General features: G+C 68.9%; 11 protein-coding genes and 3 pseudogenes. 10 read left to right on the top strand and 4 right to left on the bottom strand.

Going from position 1 to position 14,505, the window contains the following annotated elements:
- Nucleotides 1-6: 6 nt before the first annotated feature.
- The 3 genes from ACYVMZ_RS31230 to ACYVMZ_RS31220 all read right to left on the bottom strand — a co-directional run bounded on the left by ACYVMZ_RS31230 (nucleotide 7) and on the right by ACYVMZ_RS31220 (nucleotide 4,628).
- Complete coding sequence (locus ACYVMZ_RS31230) at nucleotides 7-2,073, bottom strand: tetratricopeptide repeat protein (RefSeq protein ID WP_461085606.1); 2,067 nt, start codon at nucleotides 2,071-2,073, stop codon at nucleotides 7-9.
- A gap of 171 nt (nucleotides 2,074-2,244) precedes the next feature.
- Nucleotides 2,245-2,871, bottom strand: coding sequence for an NUDIX domain-containing protein (locus ACYVMZ_RS31225; protein WP_461085604.1), 627 nt, complete (start codon nucleotides 2,869-2,871; stop codon nucleotides 2,245-2,247).
- Between the two features lie 95 nt (nucleotides 2,872-2,966).
- On the bottom strand, nucleotides 2,967-4,628 hold the full coding sequence (locus ACYVMZ_RS31220; protein WP_461085602.1) for a CTP synthase: 1,662 nt from the start codon (nucleotides 4,626-4,628) through the stop codon (nucleotides 2,967-2,969).
- Nucleotides 4,629-5,157: 529 nt separating this feature from the next.
- Here ACYVMZ_RS31220 and ACYVMZ_RS31215 point away from each other — a divergent pair.
- The 4 genes and pseudogenes from ACYVMZ_RS31215 to ACYVMZ_RS31200 form a co-directional block, all read left to right on the top strand.
- On the top strand, nucleotides 5,158-6,960 hold the full coding sequence (locus ACYVMZ_RS31215; RefSeq protein WP_461085734.1) for a glycoside hydrolase family 15 protein: 1,803 nt from the start codon (nucleotides 5,158-5,160) through the stop codon (nucleotides 6,958-6,960).
- A 73-nt stretch (nucleotides 6,961-7,033) separates the two neighbouring features.
- Nucleotides 7,034-7,794 (top strand): annotated as a pseudogene (locus ACYVMZ_RS31210) (transposase).
- A gap of 38 nt (nucleotides 7,795-7,832) precedes the next feature.
- Entirely contained in the window at nucleotides 7,833-8,189 is a 357-nt protein-coding gene (locus ACYVMZ_RS31205; RefSeq protein ID WP_461085732.1) for a UvrD-helicase domain-containing protein, read from the top strand.
- Nucleotides 8,128-8,403, top strand: a pseudogene (locus tag ACYVMZ_RS31200) (hypothetical protein); the annotation flags it as partial. The gene ACYVMZ_RS31205 and the pseudogene ACYVMZ_RS31200, both read left to right, overlap by 62 nt.
- On the opposite strand, the gene ACYVMZ_RS31195 reads toward ACYVMZ_RS31200, so the two are convergent.
- On the bottom strand, nucleotides 8,362-8,634 hold the full coding sequence (locus ACYVMZ_RS31195) for a hypothetical protein (protein ID WP_461085600.1): 273 nt from the start codon (nucleotides 8,632-8,634) through the stop codon (nucleotides 8,362-8,364). The pseudogene ACYVMZ_RS31200 and the gene ACYVMZ_RS31195 sit on opposite strands and share 42 nt — an antisense overlap.
- 209 nt (nucleotides 8,635-8,843) lie before the next feature.
- Between ACYVMZ_RS31195 and ACYVMZ_RS31190 the strand changes: the two genes are divergently transcribed.
- From ACYVMZ_RS31190 to ACYVMZ_RS31165, 6 genes and pseudogenes are all read left to right on the top strand, one after another.
- A complete protein-coding gene (locus ACYVMZ_RS31190; protein WP_461085598.1) occupies nucleotides 8,844-9,248 on the top strand; it encodes a hypothetical protein in 405 nt (134 codons plus the stop codon).
- Between the two features lie 100 nt (nucleotides 9,249-9,348).
- Nucleotides 9,349-9,733 (top strand): annotated as a pseudogene (locus tag ACYVMZ_RS31185) (ATP-binding cassette domain-containing protein); the annotation flags it as partial.
- Between the two features lie 425 nt (nucleotides 9,734-10,158).
- Nucleotides 10,159-11,043 carry a LysR family transcriptional regulator gene (locus tag ACYVMZ_RS31180; protein WP_461085596.1) on the top strand — a complete coding sequence of 295 codons (885 nt, stop codon included), beginning with the start codon at nucleotides 10,159-10,161 and terminating at the stop codon, nucleotides 11,041-11,043.
- 73 nt (nucleotides 11,044-11,116) lie between these two features.
- Entirely contained in the window at nucleotides 11,117-12,175 is a 1,059-nt protein-coding gene (locus tag ACYVMZ_RS31175; RefSeq protein WP_461085594.1) for a tartrate dehydrogenase, read from the top strand.
- A gap of 114 nt (nucleotides 12,176-12,289) precedes the next feature.
- On the top strand, nucleotides 12,290-13,426 hold the full coding sequence (solA, locus tag ACYVMZ_RS31170) for an N-methyl-L-tryptophan oxidase (RefSeq protein ID WP_461085592.1): 1,137 nt from the start codon (nucleotides 12,290-12,292) through the stop codon (nucleotides 13,424-13,426).
- A gap of 125 nt (nucleotides 13,427-13,551) precedes the next feature.
- The gene (locus ACYVMZ_RS31165; RefSeq protein WP_461085590.1) at nucleotides 13,552-14,232 is read left to right on the top strand and encodes a haloacid dehalogenase type II; all 681 of its coding nucleotides are present in this window, start codon (nucleotides 13,552-13,554) and stop codon (nucleotides 14,230-14,232) included.
- The last annotated feature ends 273 nt before the right edge of the window (nucleotides 14,233-14,505 follow it).

Below are 14,505 nucleotides of genomic sequence, written 5' to 3'. Positions count from 1 at the left end.
ATTGCATCAATCTTCAGCGGATGCGCTACGGATTTCGCAGGCGTTAGCTCCCTGTTCCAGATCAGAGTCGCCGTCCTGGGGCTCCTGGGCCTCCTCCTCCAGCATCCGCTCGGCCGCGCCCCGGTGCAGCCGGGCCGACGCGGGGTCGCCGAGGTGCTCGAGGGTGTCGGCGACCCGCAGGTGCAGCGCGCCCTGCAACCGGGTGTCCTCGGCCAGCCGGGCCCACTCCACGGCCTCCCGGCAGGTGCGCAGCGACTCCTCGGGCCGCCCCGCGTACTCCTGGACTCGCGCCAGTTCGCTCAACGCCCGCGCCTGGGCGGCCAGATCGCCGGTCCTGCGATACCCGGCGACCGCGGCGCGCCAGTTGCGCACCGCCTCGCCGTAGCGCCCGGCATAGGTGTGGGCGGAGGCGATGCGGCCGTACAGCCGGGCGGCGTCCGCGCGCTCGTCCCGGGCGAGCCGCTCGACCAGGGCCCGGCCGAACCAGTCGGCGGCCCGGTCGTAGTCCCCGAGCTCCAGGTGGGCACCGCCCACGGATTCCATCGCGCGGCCGGTCGCGTACGGGTCGTTCACCTCGCGTCCGGCGTCCAGCGCGGCCCGGTAGCGCACCAGCGCCTCGGCGGTGCGGCCGGTGCGGGCGTCGAGGTCGCCGAGGTTCAGCAGGGCGGCGGCCTTCTCCCGGGGCAGGTTCCGGCGCTCGGCCACGTCGAGGACGAGGCGGTGGACGCCGTACAGGTCGGGGGCGGCGGCCTGGGTGCCGACGTGGGCGGCCATCGCCCGCACCAGCTGGGACATCAAGCGCCGGGCGAGGGTGTCCAGCTCCCCGTCGGCGACCGCGAGGCGGGCCGCGGCCAGCAGGGCGGGCCGGCGGATGCGCAGCCAGTCGGCGGCGGCCCGGGGAGTGGGGAAGCGCAGCGCCTCCGGCATGCTGAGGAGCTTTTCGCGGGCCAGCGGGCTGTCGGTCTCGGTGATCGCCCGGCACGACTGCAGCAGCCGTACGGTCCGCTCCAGCATGCGGGCGCGGGCCAGCTGGAGCTCGGCGGGTTTGTCCCTGGTCTGGGCGAGGGCGCGCAGCAGGGCCTGCAGACAGCCGGGCACCTCGTACTCCGGCAGCGGTGATTCCACCGCGTGCAGGAAGCCGAGGGCGACGAAGTCGTCCAGCGTGGTGCGGGCGCTGCCGACCGAGCAGCCGGCGAGCGCGGAGGCGATCTGCGGGTCGACCAGGCCGGCCGGGGCGAGGGAGAGCAGGCGCAGCATCCGGGCGGCGGTGGCGGGCAGCGAGGCGTAGGCGAGCCGGAAGACGCGGGTGAGGGGTGCCCCCTCGGCGTCCTCGGCGCGCAGTTGCTTGGCGAGGTCGGAGACGGCCGCCTGGGGCCGGGCGGCGAGCCAGCCGCCCGCCAGCATCAGCGCGGCGGGCTGCCCCTGGCACTCCTCGGCGAGCCCCTCGGCGGCCCGGGGGTCGACGGTGATGCGGACCGAGCCGGTGTGCCGCGACAGCAGCTCCACCGCGGACTTGGTGTCGAGGCCGCCCAGGGTGCAGGGGCGGACGTCCGCGATCCCGGTCAGCGGGCCCCCGGAGACGGCGACGACCAGGCAGTCCGGGCTCTGCGGCAGCAGGGCGTCGACCTGCTCGGCGTCGGCCGCGTCGTCGAGCAGCAGCAGCGCCCGCCGGTCGGCCAGGGCGGTGCGCAGTTCGGCGGTGAGGTCGTCCTCGGCGGCTCCGGCCGGGGCGGTCACGTCCAGGGCGGTGAGCAGGTCCCGGGCGGTGCGTTCGACGGGCACGGGCGTGCCGTCGGGCTCGCTCAGGCGGGCGCGCAGCACCCCGTCGGGGTAACGGTCCGCGACCTGTCGTACGAGCTCCTCGGCAAGCGCCGTGCGGCCGGAGCCGGGCCGGCCGGCGATGAGCAGCACGCGCGCGCGGGGGGCCTTGCGGCCGGCGAGGGTGTCCAGGCCGATGCGCTCGATATCGGCGCGCAGCTCCTTCAACTCCCGTGTGCGGCCGAGAAACCGACTCTCCTCGGTCACCTTTCCGGAGAGCTGCACGCTGTCTGTGTCCACCACCTGATCCGTCACGGGCCACACTCCCGTCCCACCGCATGCCGGGGCCCGCCGGGACTCCGGATCGGGCGTCTCCAGAGCCTAGTTCACGCTCTGCTACGTCCCGTGTGGAGCGCGGCGGACACGTCCCCCGATCGGATCAGCAGATCGTCACACCAGAGAGCCCCGCGGGCTGCGGCGGTGGGTTCACGCCTCGAACGGACGCGCCGGCCACGGCGCCTGCGCCGGCCGCAGCGCGTCGAGCCCGTCCCCGTTCCGCGCGGCGACGAGCGACAGGACACCGACGACGAGGCAGTTGTTGTGCAGCTCGCCGGCCAGCACCCCGCGCACGAGCTCCTCGACGGGCACCCGTGCGATCTCCATGTCGGCCTCTTCGTGCTCCACCTCGAAGCGCTCGCCGTCGGCCTCGGACAGGTCGCGGGCGAGGAAGATCCGAACGGCCTCGTCGCAGCCGCCCGGGGTGGTGTAGACGTCGGTCAGCACCCGCCAGTCCTCGGCCTTGACGTGCGCCTCCTCGTACAGCTCGCGCTGGGCGGCGTGCAGCGGGTTCTCGCCGGGTACGTCGAGCAGACCGGCCGGGATCTCCCACAGCTTGTGGCGCACGGGGTGGCGGTACTGGCGCAGGACCAGGACGCGGTCGGCGTCGTCGAGGGCGAGCACGGCCACGGAGCCGGGGTGGACCTGGTAGTCGCGGGTGACGACCGTGCCGTCGGGCATGACCACGTCGTCCGTGCGGACGGAGGTCTTGTTGCCCACGAAGGGGGTGTCCGTGGCCCGGATCTCCCACTCCTCGGGGGTGTCCTTGATCGTCATGCCTGTCCTTCCACGTGCCCAAAGAGACGTGCTGAAAGAAACCGGGGTGCCCACCTTGTGAAGGTATGCACCCCGGCCACCGTACAACTGGTGTGTTACTTGGAATTCTTCCGCTCGACCGCGGCCTTGACCAAGCCGGCGAACAGCGGGTGCGGACGCGTCGGCCGCGAGCGCAGCTCGGGGTGCGCCTGCGTGGCGACCAGGTACGGGTGGACGTCGCGCGGGTACTCCACGTACTCGACGAGCTTGCCGTCCGGCGAGGTGCCGGAGAACAGGATGCCCGCCTTCTTCTCCAGCTCGGCGCGGTAGGCGTTGTTCACCTCGTAGCGGTGCCGGTGGCGCTCCTCGACGTACTCCTTGCCGCCGTACACCTCGCGCACGATCGAGCCCTCGGCCAGCTTGGCCGGGTACATGCCCAGCCGCATCGTGCCGCCCATGTCGCCCTCACCGGCGACGATGTCGAGCTGCTCGGCCATCGTGGAGATGACCGGGTGGGCGGTGGCCGGGTCGAACTCGGTGGAGTTGGCGTCGGAGATGTCGGCCAGGTTGCGGGCGGCCTCGATCACGATGCACTGCAGGCCGAGGCACAGGCCGAGCAGCGGGATCTTGTTCTCGCGGGCGTACTTGATCGCGCCGACCTTGCCGAGCACACCGCGGTCGCCGAAGCCGCCCGGGATGCAGATGCCGTCGGCGTCCTCCAGCTGCGCCTTGGCGCCGGCCGGGGTCTTGCAGTCGTCGGAGGTGACCCACTTGATCTTCACGCGGGCCTTGTTGGCGAAGCCGCCGGCGCGCAGCGCCTCGGTGACCGACAGGTAGGCGTCGGGCAGGTCGATGTACTTGCCGACCAGGGCGAGGGTGACCTCGTGGTCGGGGTTGTGGACGCGGTCGAGCAGGTCGTCCCAGGTCGTCCAGTCCACGTCACGGAAGGGCAGGTCCAGCTTGCGCACGACGTAGGCGTCCAGGCCCTCGCCGTGCAGGGTCTTCGGGATGTCGTAGATCGAGCGGGCGTCGGGGCAGGCGACGACGGCGGCCTCGTCGACGTCGCACATCAGGGAGATCTTCCGCTTGATCGCGGTGGGCACCTCACGGTCGCAGCGCAGCACGATCGCGTCCGGCTGGATACCGATGTTGCGCAGAGCCGCAACCGAGTGCTGGGTCGGCTTCGTCTTGAGTTCTCCCGAGGGCCCGATGTAAGGCAGAAGGGAGATGTGCACGACGAAGACGTTGTCGCGGCCGACCTCGTGCCTGACCTGGCGGACGGTCTCCAGGAACGGCAGCGACTCGATGTCGCCGACCGTGCCACCCACCTCGGTGATCACAACGTCGACCTCGTCCGTCGCCATGCGGCGGATGCGGTGCTTGATCTCGTTGGTGATGTGCGGGATGACCTGCACGGTGTCGCCCAGGTACTCGCCGCGTCGCTCCTTGGCGATCACCGTGGAGTACACCTGGCCGGTGGTGACATTGGCCGAGCCGTCGAGGTCACGGTCGAGGAAGCGCTCGTAGTGGCCGATGTCCAGGTCGGTCTCGGCGCCGTCGTTGGTGACGAACACCTCACCGTGCTGGAAGGGGTTCATCGTGCCCGGGTCGACGTTCAGGTACGGGTCGAGCTTCTGCATCACGACGCGCAGACCGCGGGCCTTGAGCAGCATGCCGAGGCTGGAGGCCGTCAGCCCCTTGCCGAGAGAGGAGGCGACACCCCCGGTGACGAAGATGTGCTTGGTCGTCGAGGTGCTGTTTCGGAAAGCAGCAGGCATGGCCAAGAGGGGGCTCCCGTGGTCGCGGTCTGTGGGTGCGGTACGGCTGCCTGCCGGAGGTCTCCGGGGTGCCGTCGCTGCGGTTCGGGGGTTCCCTGTCGAAGTTTCCCCTCCGGGGAAGGGGCCCACCGGTCCACGGGCTACCAGCGTATCAGCGCCGCGCGGGGATGGCTTCCGGCCACGCTCCGCACACGCGCCGCCACGGATGCGGTCTCCCACACCGGTCTCTCACCCATTGCTCACTCGTTCGGCGTACTCGCCTTGCCCGGAGCGGCATACACATCATCTACGTGCGTCGTATCCTGCTCGGACACTCGCTGCCGAGCCCGACCGGCCTCACGGCACCAACCCCGACCGTAAACACCGGAACAACGAGAGCTCGTCAGTTCGTTGAGCAACAATTGGCGTTTTGCATCACGGCAGAGCGACTGTTTTGCTTCATCGCTCAACGACGCATTACAAGAACCCCTTGACCGCACTAGCGACAGCCCCCATGCGGGGTGACGTGGCCGTTCGACTGGAGTTGCACGTGGCCGGGCGCATCGAAGACTACGCACTCATCGGAGACATGCAGACCGCTGCCCTGGTCTGCCGGGACGGGACAGTCGACTGGCTGTGCCTGCCCCGCTTCGACTCGCACGCCATCTTCGCCGGTCTGCTGGGCAACGAGGAGCACGGCTTCTGGCGGCTCGGGCCCGCGTACGCCTCCGACCAGCAGCCGCCCACCGCGGCCCGGCGCAGCTACCGCGGCGACTCGCTGATCCTGGAGTCCGAGTGGGACACCCAGCGCGGCACGGTCCGAGTGACCGATTTCATGCCCCCGCGTGACGGCGCCCCGCAGCTGATCCGGATCGTGGAAGGCGTCTCGGGCCGCGTGCCCATGCGCTCCGCCCTGCGGATGCGTTTCTCGTACGGCCGTATCGTGCCGTGGGTGCACAAGCACGAGGGGCGCACGGTGGCCGTGGCGGGCCCGGACTCCGTGTGGTTCGACACACACGCCGAGACCTACGGCAAGTCGCTGACCACGTACGCGGACTTCACGGTCGCTCCGGGTGACCGGATCGCGTTCACCATCTCCTGGCAGCCCTCGCACAAGGAGCCGCCGCCGCTGCCCGAGCCGGAGCAGTCGCTGGAGGCGACGGAGGACTTCTGGCGCGAGTGGGTCGAGCACTGCACGTACCACGGGCCCTACCGCGAGGCCGTGATCCGCTCGCTGATCACGCTGAAGGCCCTGACGTACGCCCCGACCGGCGGCATCGTGGCCGCGCCCACCACCTCCCTGCCGGAGGACATCGGCGGCGTCCGCAACTGGGACTACCGCTACACCTGGCTGCGTGACGCGGCGATCACCCTGTCCTCGCTGCTGCGCACCGGCTACCGCGAGGAGGCCCGCGCCTGGCGCGAGTGGCTGCTGCGGGCGGTGGCCGGCGACCCGGAGAACCTGCAGATCATGTACGGCATCGCCGGCGAGCGCGAGCTCGGCGAGGCGGAGCTGGACTGGCTGCCCGGCTACGAGAACTCCGCCCCGGTCCGGGTCGGCAACGGCGCGGCCCACCAGCTCCAGCTGGACGTCTACGGCGAGGTCACCGAGGCCCTGCACCTGGCCCACATGACGGGCCTGGCCCGCAACGACTACGCCTCCCTGCTCCAGCTGAAGCTGATCCGCTACCTGGAGGACCACTGGCAGGAGCCGGACGAGGGCATCTGGGAGGTGCGCGGCCCGCGCCGCCACTTCGTGCACTCCAAGGTGATGGCCTGGGTCGCGGTCGACCGCACGATCAAGCTGATCGAGTCGGGCGACGCCGACGGCCCGCTGGAGCGCTGGAAGGAGCTCCGCGACGACATCCACCGGGACGTGTGCGAGAAGGGCTACGACAAGGAGCGCAACACGTTCACGCAGTCGTACGGCTCGAAGGAGCTGGACGCCTCGCTGCTGCTGATCCCGCAGATGGGCTTCCTGCCCCCGGACGACAAGCGCGTCATCGGCACCATCGAGGCGATCCAGCGCGAGCTGTCCACGCCGGACGGCTTCATCCTGCGCTACCCGACCCAGGGCGACCACGAGGGCGTCGACGGGCTGCCCGGCGACGAGGGCGCGTTCCTCGCCTGCTCGTTCTGGATGGCCGACGACCTGGCGATGATCGGCCGGGTCGACGAGGCCCGGCAGCTGTTCGAGAAGCTGCTGTCGCTGCGCAACGACCTCGGTCTGCTGGCGGAGGAGTGGGACCCGCGGCTGCAGCGCCAGGTCGGCAACTTCCCGCAGGCCTTCAGCCACGTGCCGCTGATCGACACGGCGCTGCGGCTGACGGCGTCCGGCGCGTACGGCGGCTGAACATGTAGGTTTCCAGATCCCGTGGCCACTTTCCATCAGCGATGGCCACCGCGTAGCCAATATCGATCTCGCCGTGGCTGGTGTGATCACGGAACCCTCCTGGATAGCCCCGTTCACCGGGCTGAGCCCGCGACAGTTCGGGCAGCTCGTGACCGCGTTGCGGCGGGAGGGCACCGACCCGGTGCGCAGAGGTCGCCCCTGGGGCCTGCCACTGGAGGACAGAGTCTTGCTGGTGGCCGCGTACTGGCGGACAAACCTCTGCGGCAGCTCGCTCCGCTCTTCGGGGTCTCCAAGTCCGCCGCGGACCGGATCATCGCCCACCTCGGGCCATCGCTCGCCCTGCGGCCTCGCAAGAGGTTCCGGAAGGACACCGTGCTGATTGTCGACGGCACCCTGGTCCCCACCCGTGACCACACGATCGCCGAGCAGTCGAAGAACTACAGGTACTCCACCAACCACCAGGTCGTCATCGACGCCGACACCCGCCTGGTCGTCGCCGTCGGCCGGCCAGTCCCGGGGAACCGCAACGACTGCAAGGCATGGGAGCTGTCCGGAGCGAAGGGCGCCATCGGCCGGACCACCGTGATCGCTGACGGCGGCTACCGGGGCACTGGCCTGCTCATCCCTCACCGCCGTGACCCCGGCCAGGCAAACCTCCCGACCTGGAAAGAGGAACACAACGCTTCGCACCGCAAGGTCAGGGCCCGCGTCGAGCACGCCTTCGCCAGGATGAAGAGCTGGAAGATCCTCCGTGACTGCCGCTTGAAAGGGGACGGCGTTCACCACGCCATGCTCGGTATCGCCCGCCTCTACAACCTCACCGTCACCGGCTGAGCCGAGAGCAGGCAGGCCAGCAAGCACGACCATGATCAATTACGGGACGGCCCTTAGACACCCTCACGGCCGTTATCGAAGAGCTGGAAGCCGGGCGCAGCTTCCTCTTGGAAGCCGGAGCAGGGGCCGGCAAGACGACGACTCTCGTCCGCGCTTTGCAGCACCTCCTCAGCCACCGGCGCACAGAGCTTGAGGCAAGCGGCCGACGAATCGCCTGCATCACGTACACAAACGTGGCCAAAAAGAAGATTGTTGAACGAATTTCGGCGGACCCGCTGTCGGCACCATCCACGAATTCCTCGGGAGCGTTATCCAGGCCTATCCGCGTGAGCTCTGGCAGCAGGTCCTCGACTACAACAAGGGACTGTCGAAGCCAGAAGATCTCGACGAGGTAACCACTCCTCCAGTCATCGAGTACTCGGACCGAGGGCGGAAACTGAGCGAGGGACGCATCTCCCACGACGATGTCATTGCACTGTCCCTCCGCCTCATCGCCGCCCATCCAAAGCTCATACGCATCATCACCAGCACATACCCGTCATCTTCGTCGACGAGTACCAGGACACCTCACCCAAGACGATTGAGCTGCTGTTGGACCACCTGGCAGGCGCAGGTCAGGTCCCCTGTGTGATCGGCCTCTTCGGCGACTCGATGCAAAAGATCTACCGGTCCGGCGTCGGTGCGGTTCAGCATGCAAAACTTACGCCGATCACCAAACACGAGAACTACCGGTGTTCGCGCCCTGTTATCGACGTTCTCAACAAAATGCGTCCCCAGCTCATCCAGCGGGCCTCCGGAGAACAGCAAGAGGGCGAGGTGCACTTGTTCCTCAACACCCACGCCTCTCCCGGCCCGCCCCGGCTTGCTGCCGCAGAGGCCACTCTTGCAAGCAAAGGCTGGTCAAGCGAGAACACCAAGTACCTCCTGCTCACCCACCGCGGCATCGCCGGCACGCTGGAGTACGCCAGCCTGTTGGAGCAGTACCGGCAGCTTGGCAGCCACGGCCCCGATGACCTCATGGCGCGCACCTTCTGTCCGTTCCAGGAAGGGTGCGGGATCTCGAACGCCGCAGAACTGCGACCGGCCTGGACGACCGCCAACAGCGAAAGGCCGACTTTTCCAACAACCTACGCAACATTCCCTATCGGGAGGTCATCAGCGTTACCCAGTTCATCGACGAACTCACCCCCTTCTCCACGCAGCACGGCGTGAAGAAAGATGAGTTCGGAAACGTTGTCGTGGTGGTCGACGACTCCGCGTGGACGATGTACAACATCGGCAAGATGCTCGTCGGCACCGACAAGCCCGACCCCACCGAACGGTCACGAAACCTGTTCTACGTCTGTTGCTCACGAGCCAAGCGCGGTCTGGCAGTGGTCTTCCTGAACGACCTGCCCGAAGGAGGAGAATCAACCGCTCGTGACTGGTTCGCTGCCGGGACTGTCCATCCCTGACACCCGATTCTCCGCCTCGTGGGCGGTTTCACCGACGCCACAACGGCATGACCCAGATGTGCGCTGCTCGACGCGATCCCGCCGGTCCGCGGCCGGGTCGGCCGCTGAATGCACCGTGTTCGCGCTCATCGAGCGGTTCCACGAGGTCGCCGGCGGCCGCGTGCTGGTCGACGGCACGGACGTAAGGGGCTAGGTCACTGCCCCGGCTTCGGTCCGCCATCGGCTATGTCGAGCAGGACGCTCCGGTGCTGACCGGCACGCTGAGGGAAAACCTGGTCTTCGCGGCGCCCGGCGCGACGGACGACGACATCCGCGACGTCCTGGCCCGGACAAAACTCGACACCCTCGTCGAGCGCCTGCCCCCCGGCCTGGACGCCCCGGTCGGACACCGCGGTTCGAAGCTATCGGGCGGCGAGCGGCAACGCATCGCCATCGCCCGCGCCCTCCTGAGCAAGCCCCGCCCGCTGCTCCTGGACGAGGCGACCGGAAGTACCCGCCGTGAGCCGGCCCGCGTCACTCGAACGAAGGCGGCCTCTTTGGTGTGCAACCGTCGCGAACACTTCGCGGTCCGCCACTTGCAGCACCGTTCGTTCTCCTGCGGAGGAGCATCCTCTTGCGTAAGCGTTCCATCCTGGACGGTGCATGCAGTATTGAGTGTGACAGTTGCCGGCCCTGTCGGTGACGGCACATGCGAGAAGCCCTCAGTGTCTGTTCGAGCCTCGGGCCGGGAGACGGCTGTGACCGAGTGCCGCAGCCAGCCATTGAGTGCCTCAGGTGGCTGTAACCGCGCTTCGGTGAGGATGACGGCCAGTGCATCGGTGGTCCGTACTTCGTCGAGGCGATCCTTCACGCCACCATGGTCGGGACCGGTCGAGTCGTCGGTTGATTTCTTCCAGGGCAGAGGGCGCGTATGGACATTCGGCAGCTGGAGTACTTCCTTGCGATCGTTGATCGTGGGGGGTTCAACCGTGCGGCGTCGGCTCTGTACGTGTCGCAGCCGTCGCTGTCGCAGGCCGTGCGGGCGCTGGAGCGTGATCTGGGATCCGAACTGTTCCATCGCATCGGGCGCAGGGCGGTGCTGACGGAGGCCGGAAGGGCCCTGATCGAGCCTGCCCGGGAGGCTGTGCGGAGTCTGGAGACGGCGCGGGCGAGTGTCGCGGCGGTGCATGAGCTGCGTGAGGGGCGCCTGGATGTGGCGGCGATGCCGTCACAGGCGGTGGAGCCGCTGACGAGCTTGGTGAGTGCCTTCAGCCGCCGTTATCCCGGTGTTTCCGTGGCGATCAATGCGGCGTTCACGTCGCGTGATGTGATCGACATGGTGCGCACGGGTGCGGTGGAGCTGGGGCTTTTGGCGTCCGCCGGTCCTCTTTCCGACAAGGAGGTCGTCTCGCATGCGCTGGGACGGCAGCGTTTCGTGCTGGTGGTGCCCGCCGACGGCCCGTTCGCCGGCCGGACGGCGGTGGAATGCCGGGAGCTTGCGGGACAGCGGCTGATCGTCGGGCAGTCGGGTACCGGGATGCGTGCCTATGTCGACGCGTTGCAGGAGCAGGGCATCGAGTTCGCCGTCGCGGTCGAGACCGAGCACCGGGTGTCGCTGATGCCTCTGGTGCTGGCCGGGGTGGGGCTGGCGGTGGTCACGGATTCCTGGCGGGACCTCGCCGGGCGGCTGGGCGCCCGCGTCCTGGACATCGAGCCGGAGAACACCTTGGACATCGCCCTCGTCGCCCGCCGCGGCATCCTGTCGCCCGCGGCCGCCGCGTTCCTCACGGCCGCGACCTCGGCCGCCGACAGCTGATAGGCGCCGCTTATAAGGGAGATCCGCTTTGCGTCTTGGACGCCCCACGGACCGCCCTGCTGCAATCGACGCCATGACGACGAACCACCGGATTGCCCTGATCCCGGGCGACGGCATCGGCGCCGAGGTACTGCCCCCAGCACAGCAGGTGCTCGATGTCCTCGGCCGCCGCCACGGCTTCAGCTTGTCCTACACGTCGTACGACTGGTCGTGCGAGCGGTACCTGCGGGAGGGCGCCATGATGCCCGCCGACGGGATCGACCAGCTGCGCGACAAGGACGCGATCCTGCTGGGCGCGGTGGGATACCCGGGGGTGCCCGACCACGTCTCGCTGTGGGGGCTGCTGATCCCGATCCGGCGCAGCTTCCGCCAGTACGTCAACCTCCGGCCCATCCGTGTTTTCGAAGGCATCGACAGCCCGGTGCGCGGCGCACGGCCGGGCGAGGTCGATGTCGTCGTCGTGCGGGAGAACTCGGAAGGCGAGTACAGCGAGGTCGGCGGCCGGCTCAACAGAGGCTTCCCGGACGAGATCGCCGTGCAGGAGGCCGTGTTCACCCGGGCCGGCGTCTCACGCCTGCTGGACTACGCCTTCACGCTCGCCTCCCAGCGCGGCGGCCGCCTGACCTCCGCGACCAAGTCGAACGGCATCATCCACACCATGCCGTTCTGGGACCAGCTCGTCACCGAGCGGGCCGCCTCGTTCCCGCAGGTCGCCTGGGACCAGGAGCACATCGACGCGCTCGCGGCCAAGTTCGTCCTCGAGCCGGCCCGCTTCGACGTCGTCGTCGCCTCCAACCTCTTCGGCGACATCCTCAGCGACCTCGCGGCCGCCGTCGCCGGATCCATCGGCATCGCCCCGGCGGCCAACCTCAACCCCGAGCGGGACTTCCCCTCGATGTTCGAGCCGGTGCACGGCTCCGCGCCCGACATCGCGGGTCAGGGCATCGCCAACCCGCTGGGCGCGATCTGGTCCGCGGCCATGATGCTCGACCACCTCGGCCATCCCGCCGCGGCCAGGGACATCACGGACGCGATCGCCTCGGTCCTGGCCAAGACCGATGTCCGCACCCGTGACCTGGGCGGAACGGCGACCACCGCCGAGTTCACCGACCAGCTGATCGAGCTCCTCTGAGCCGTCTCCCCCTGCCTCAAGGTAAAGCGAAGTATGGATTGACCCGCAAGATTCCATGGCCGAAAGTGAACGCCAATCCAGCGGGACCCAAAATCGGAAGAAAGGAGCGATTTCATGAGCATCCCGAAACGCGTCGCCGTGATCGGTGCCGGCAGCATGGGCAGCCAGGTCATGTGGAGACTGGCCGCCCGCGGAGCCGAGGTCATCGGCTACGACCGGTACGCACCGGGTCACGACCGCGGAGCGGCCGGGGGCGAGAGCCGCATCTACCGAGCCGCCCACCTCGGCGAGCCCGGGTACATTCCGCTGCTGCGGCTCGCGGACCGGATGTGGGAGCAGCTCCAGGCGGAGACGGGCCGGTCGTTGCGACGCCGCAGCGGCAGCCTGGTGATGGGAGAGGCCTCCTCACCGTCCATGAGCCTCCTCCTCTCCACCAGCGCCGCCCAGGGGCTGGATCACGAGGTACTGGACCGGGAGGAACTCGCCCGCCGCTACCCGCAGCACCGGCTCCCGGACGGACACACCGCCGTCCTCGACCGGTTGGGCGCCGTCATCAGGCCGGAGGCGTCGATCCAGGCCGCCGCCGCCCGTGCCGAGCAGCTGGGCGCCCGGCTGCACCGCTACACCACGGTGCGGGAGGTCGCCCCCGCGGCCGGCGGCGGGGTGAACGTCGTCACCGACCACGGCACGGACCATGTGGACGCCGCCGTGGTGACCGTGGGCCCCTGGATCAACACACTGCTCCCGGACCTGCCCCGGAGCATCGACGTCCGCCGGGTGATCTGTTCCTGGCACCTGCCCACCCGCCACGACTGGTTCGCGGGCGGTGCCCCTTCCTTCGTGCGCGCCACACCCCACGACTGCTTCGGAATCCCGTCGCCCGACGGCATCTCCGTCAAGCTCGGTCTCTCCTTCAAATACCATGCGCCGGTGCCCGAGCCCGAACGGCTCGAGCGTACCGTCCGCCCCGAAGAACTCGGCATCTTCCGCGAGCTCATCGGTGAACTCATGCCCGACCTGAACCCCGACCCCATCAGGGTGTCGGCCTACATGGAGGGCTACACGGAGTCCGCAAACCCGCTCGTCGGTCATCTGCCCGGCGAGGACGACATCATCGTCATGGCCGGGTTCTCCGGCAGCGGCTTCAAGTTGTCGCCCGCGATGGGAGAGATCGCCGCCGACCTGGCGCTCGACGGCACCACGCAGCAGCCGATCGACTTCCTCGCTCCGGCAGGAGTCGGCGCCGCCTGATCCCCGGCGATCGTCGACGTCATCACCCCCCACCCCCACTCCCGACATCTCTGTCATGAGCATGTCTAAGAAGGGCCCACGCTGGCCCTGACCGGTTCCCCGACGCAAGAAAGTGGAGCACTTCCATGCCCATTCCCTCGTTCCAGTTCCGCCCGAAGTACGTCTCGTTCGACTGCTACGGCACGTTGATCGAGTGGCCGATGACCCCCATCACGCGTGAGCTCGTCGGCGACCAGATCCCGGCCGAGCACTGGGACCAGTTCGTCAAGGAGTTCCGCGGCTACCGCTACGACTCGGTCCTCGACAAGTACTACCCCTACGAGCAGACGCTGCAGGCCGCCTTCGAGGGGGTCTGCCGCAAGTGGGGCATCAAGGCGGCCCCGGACGCCGGCAAGCGGTTCGCCGACGGGGTGCGCAGCTGGGGCCCGCACGCGGATGTGCCGGAACCGCTGAAGAAGATGGGCGAGAACTACAAGCTGGTCATCCTCTCCAACGCCGAGGACGCCTTCCTCGAGGAGACCGTGCCCCGGCTCGGTGCGGACTTCCACGCGGTCTTCACCGCGGAGCAGGCCGGCTACTACAAGCCCCGCTACGCGGCGTTCGAGTACATGCTCGACCAGCTCGACGCGTCCCCCGAGGACTTCGTGCACGTCTCCTCGCACACCCGCTACGACCTGATGCCGATGCACGACATGGGCTTCCGCAACCTCGTCCTCCTGGACCGCGGCTGCGACCCCGTCACCCACGGCTACGACTACGTGACGGTGAAGTCCCTGGACGAGCTCAACACCATGCTCGGCATCTGACGCGCGACGCGCGCCGTCCCGCACCGACAGCCCCGAAGGACCCGCCGTCCATGTCGGCGACGACCGCGTAGAACTCGAAGTACCGGGTCGATGATGCGACGTCCTCCGCCGCATCATCGACCCGGCCGAAAGCGGGGAGCACACGCTCCACGCCCCGGGCCGGCGGGCTGATCCCCTACGGCACGCACGACCTCACCGTCCCGGACCCGGAACTGGCCGCCCTGGCCCTCCCGTGGGACTCCGACACAGCCACGCGCCCAACCCTCCGGCCCA

It is taken from the genome of Streptomyces deserti, assembly GCF_054782695.1.
This window is presented reverse-complemented; position numbering and strand designations above follow the sequence as displayed.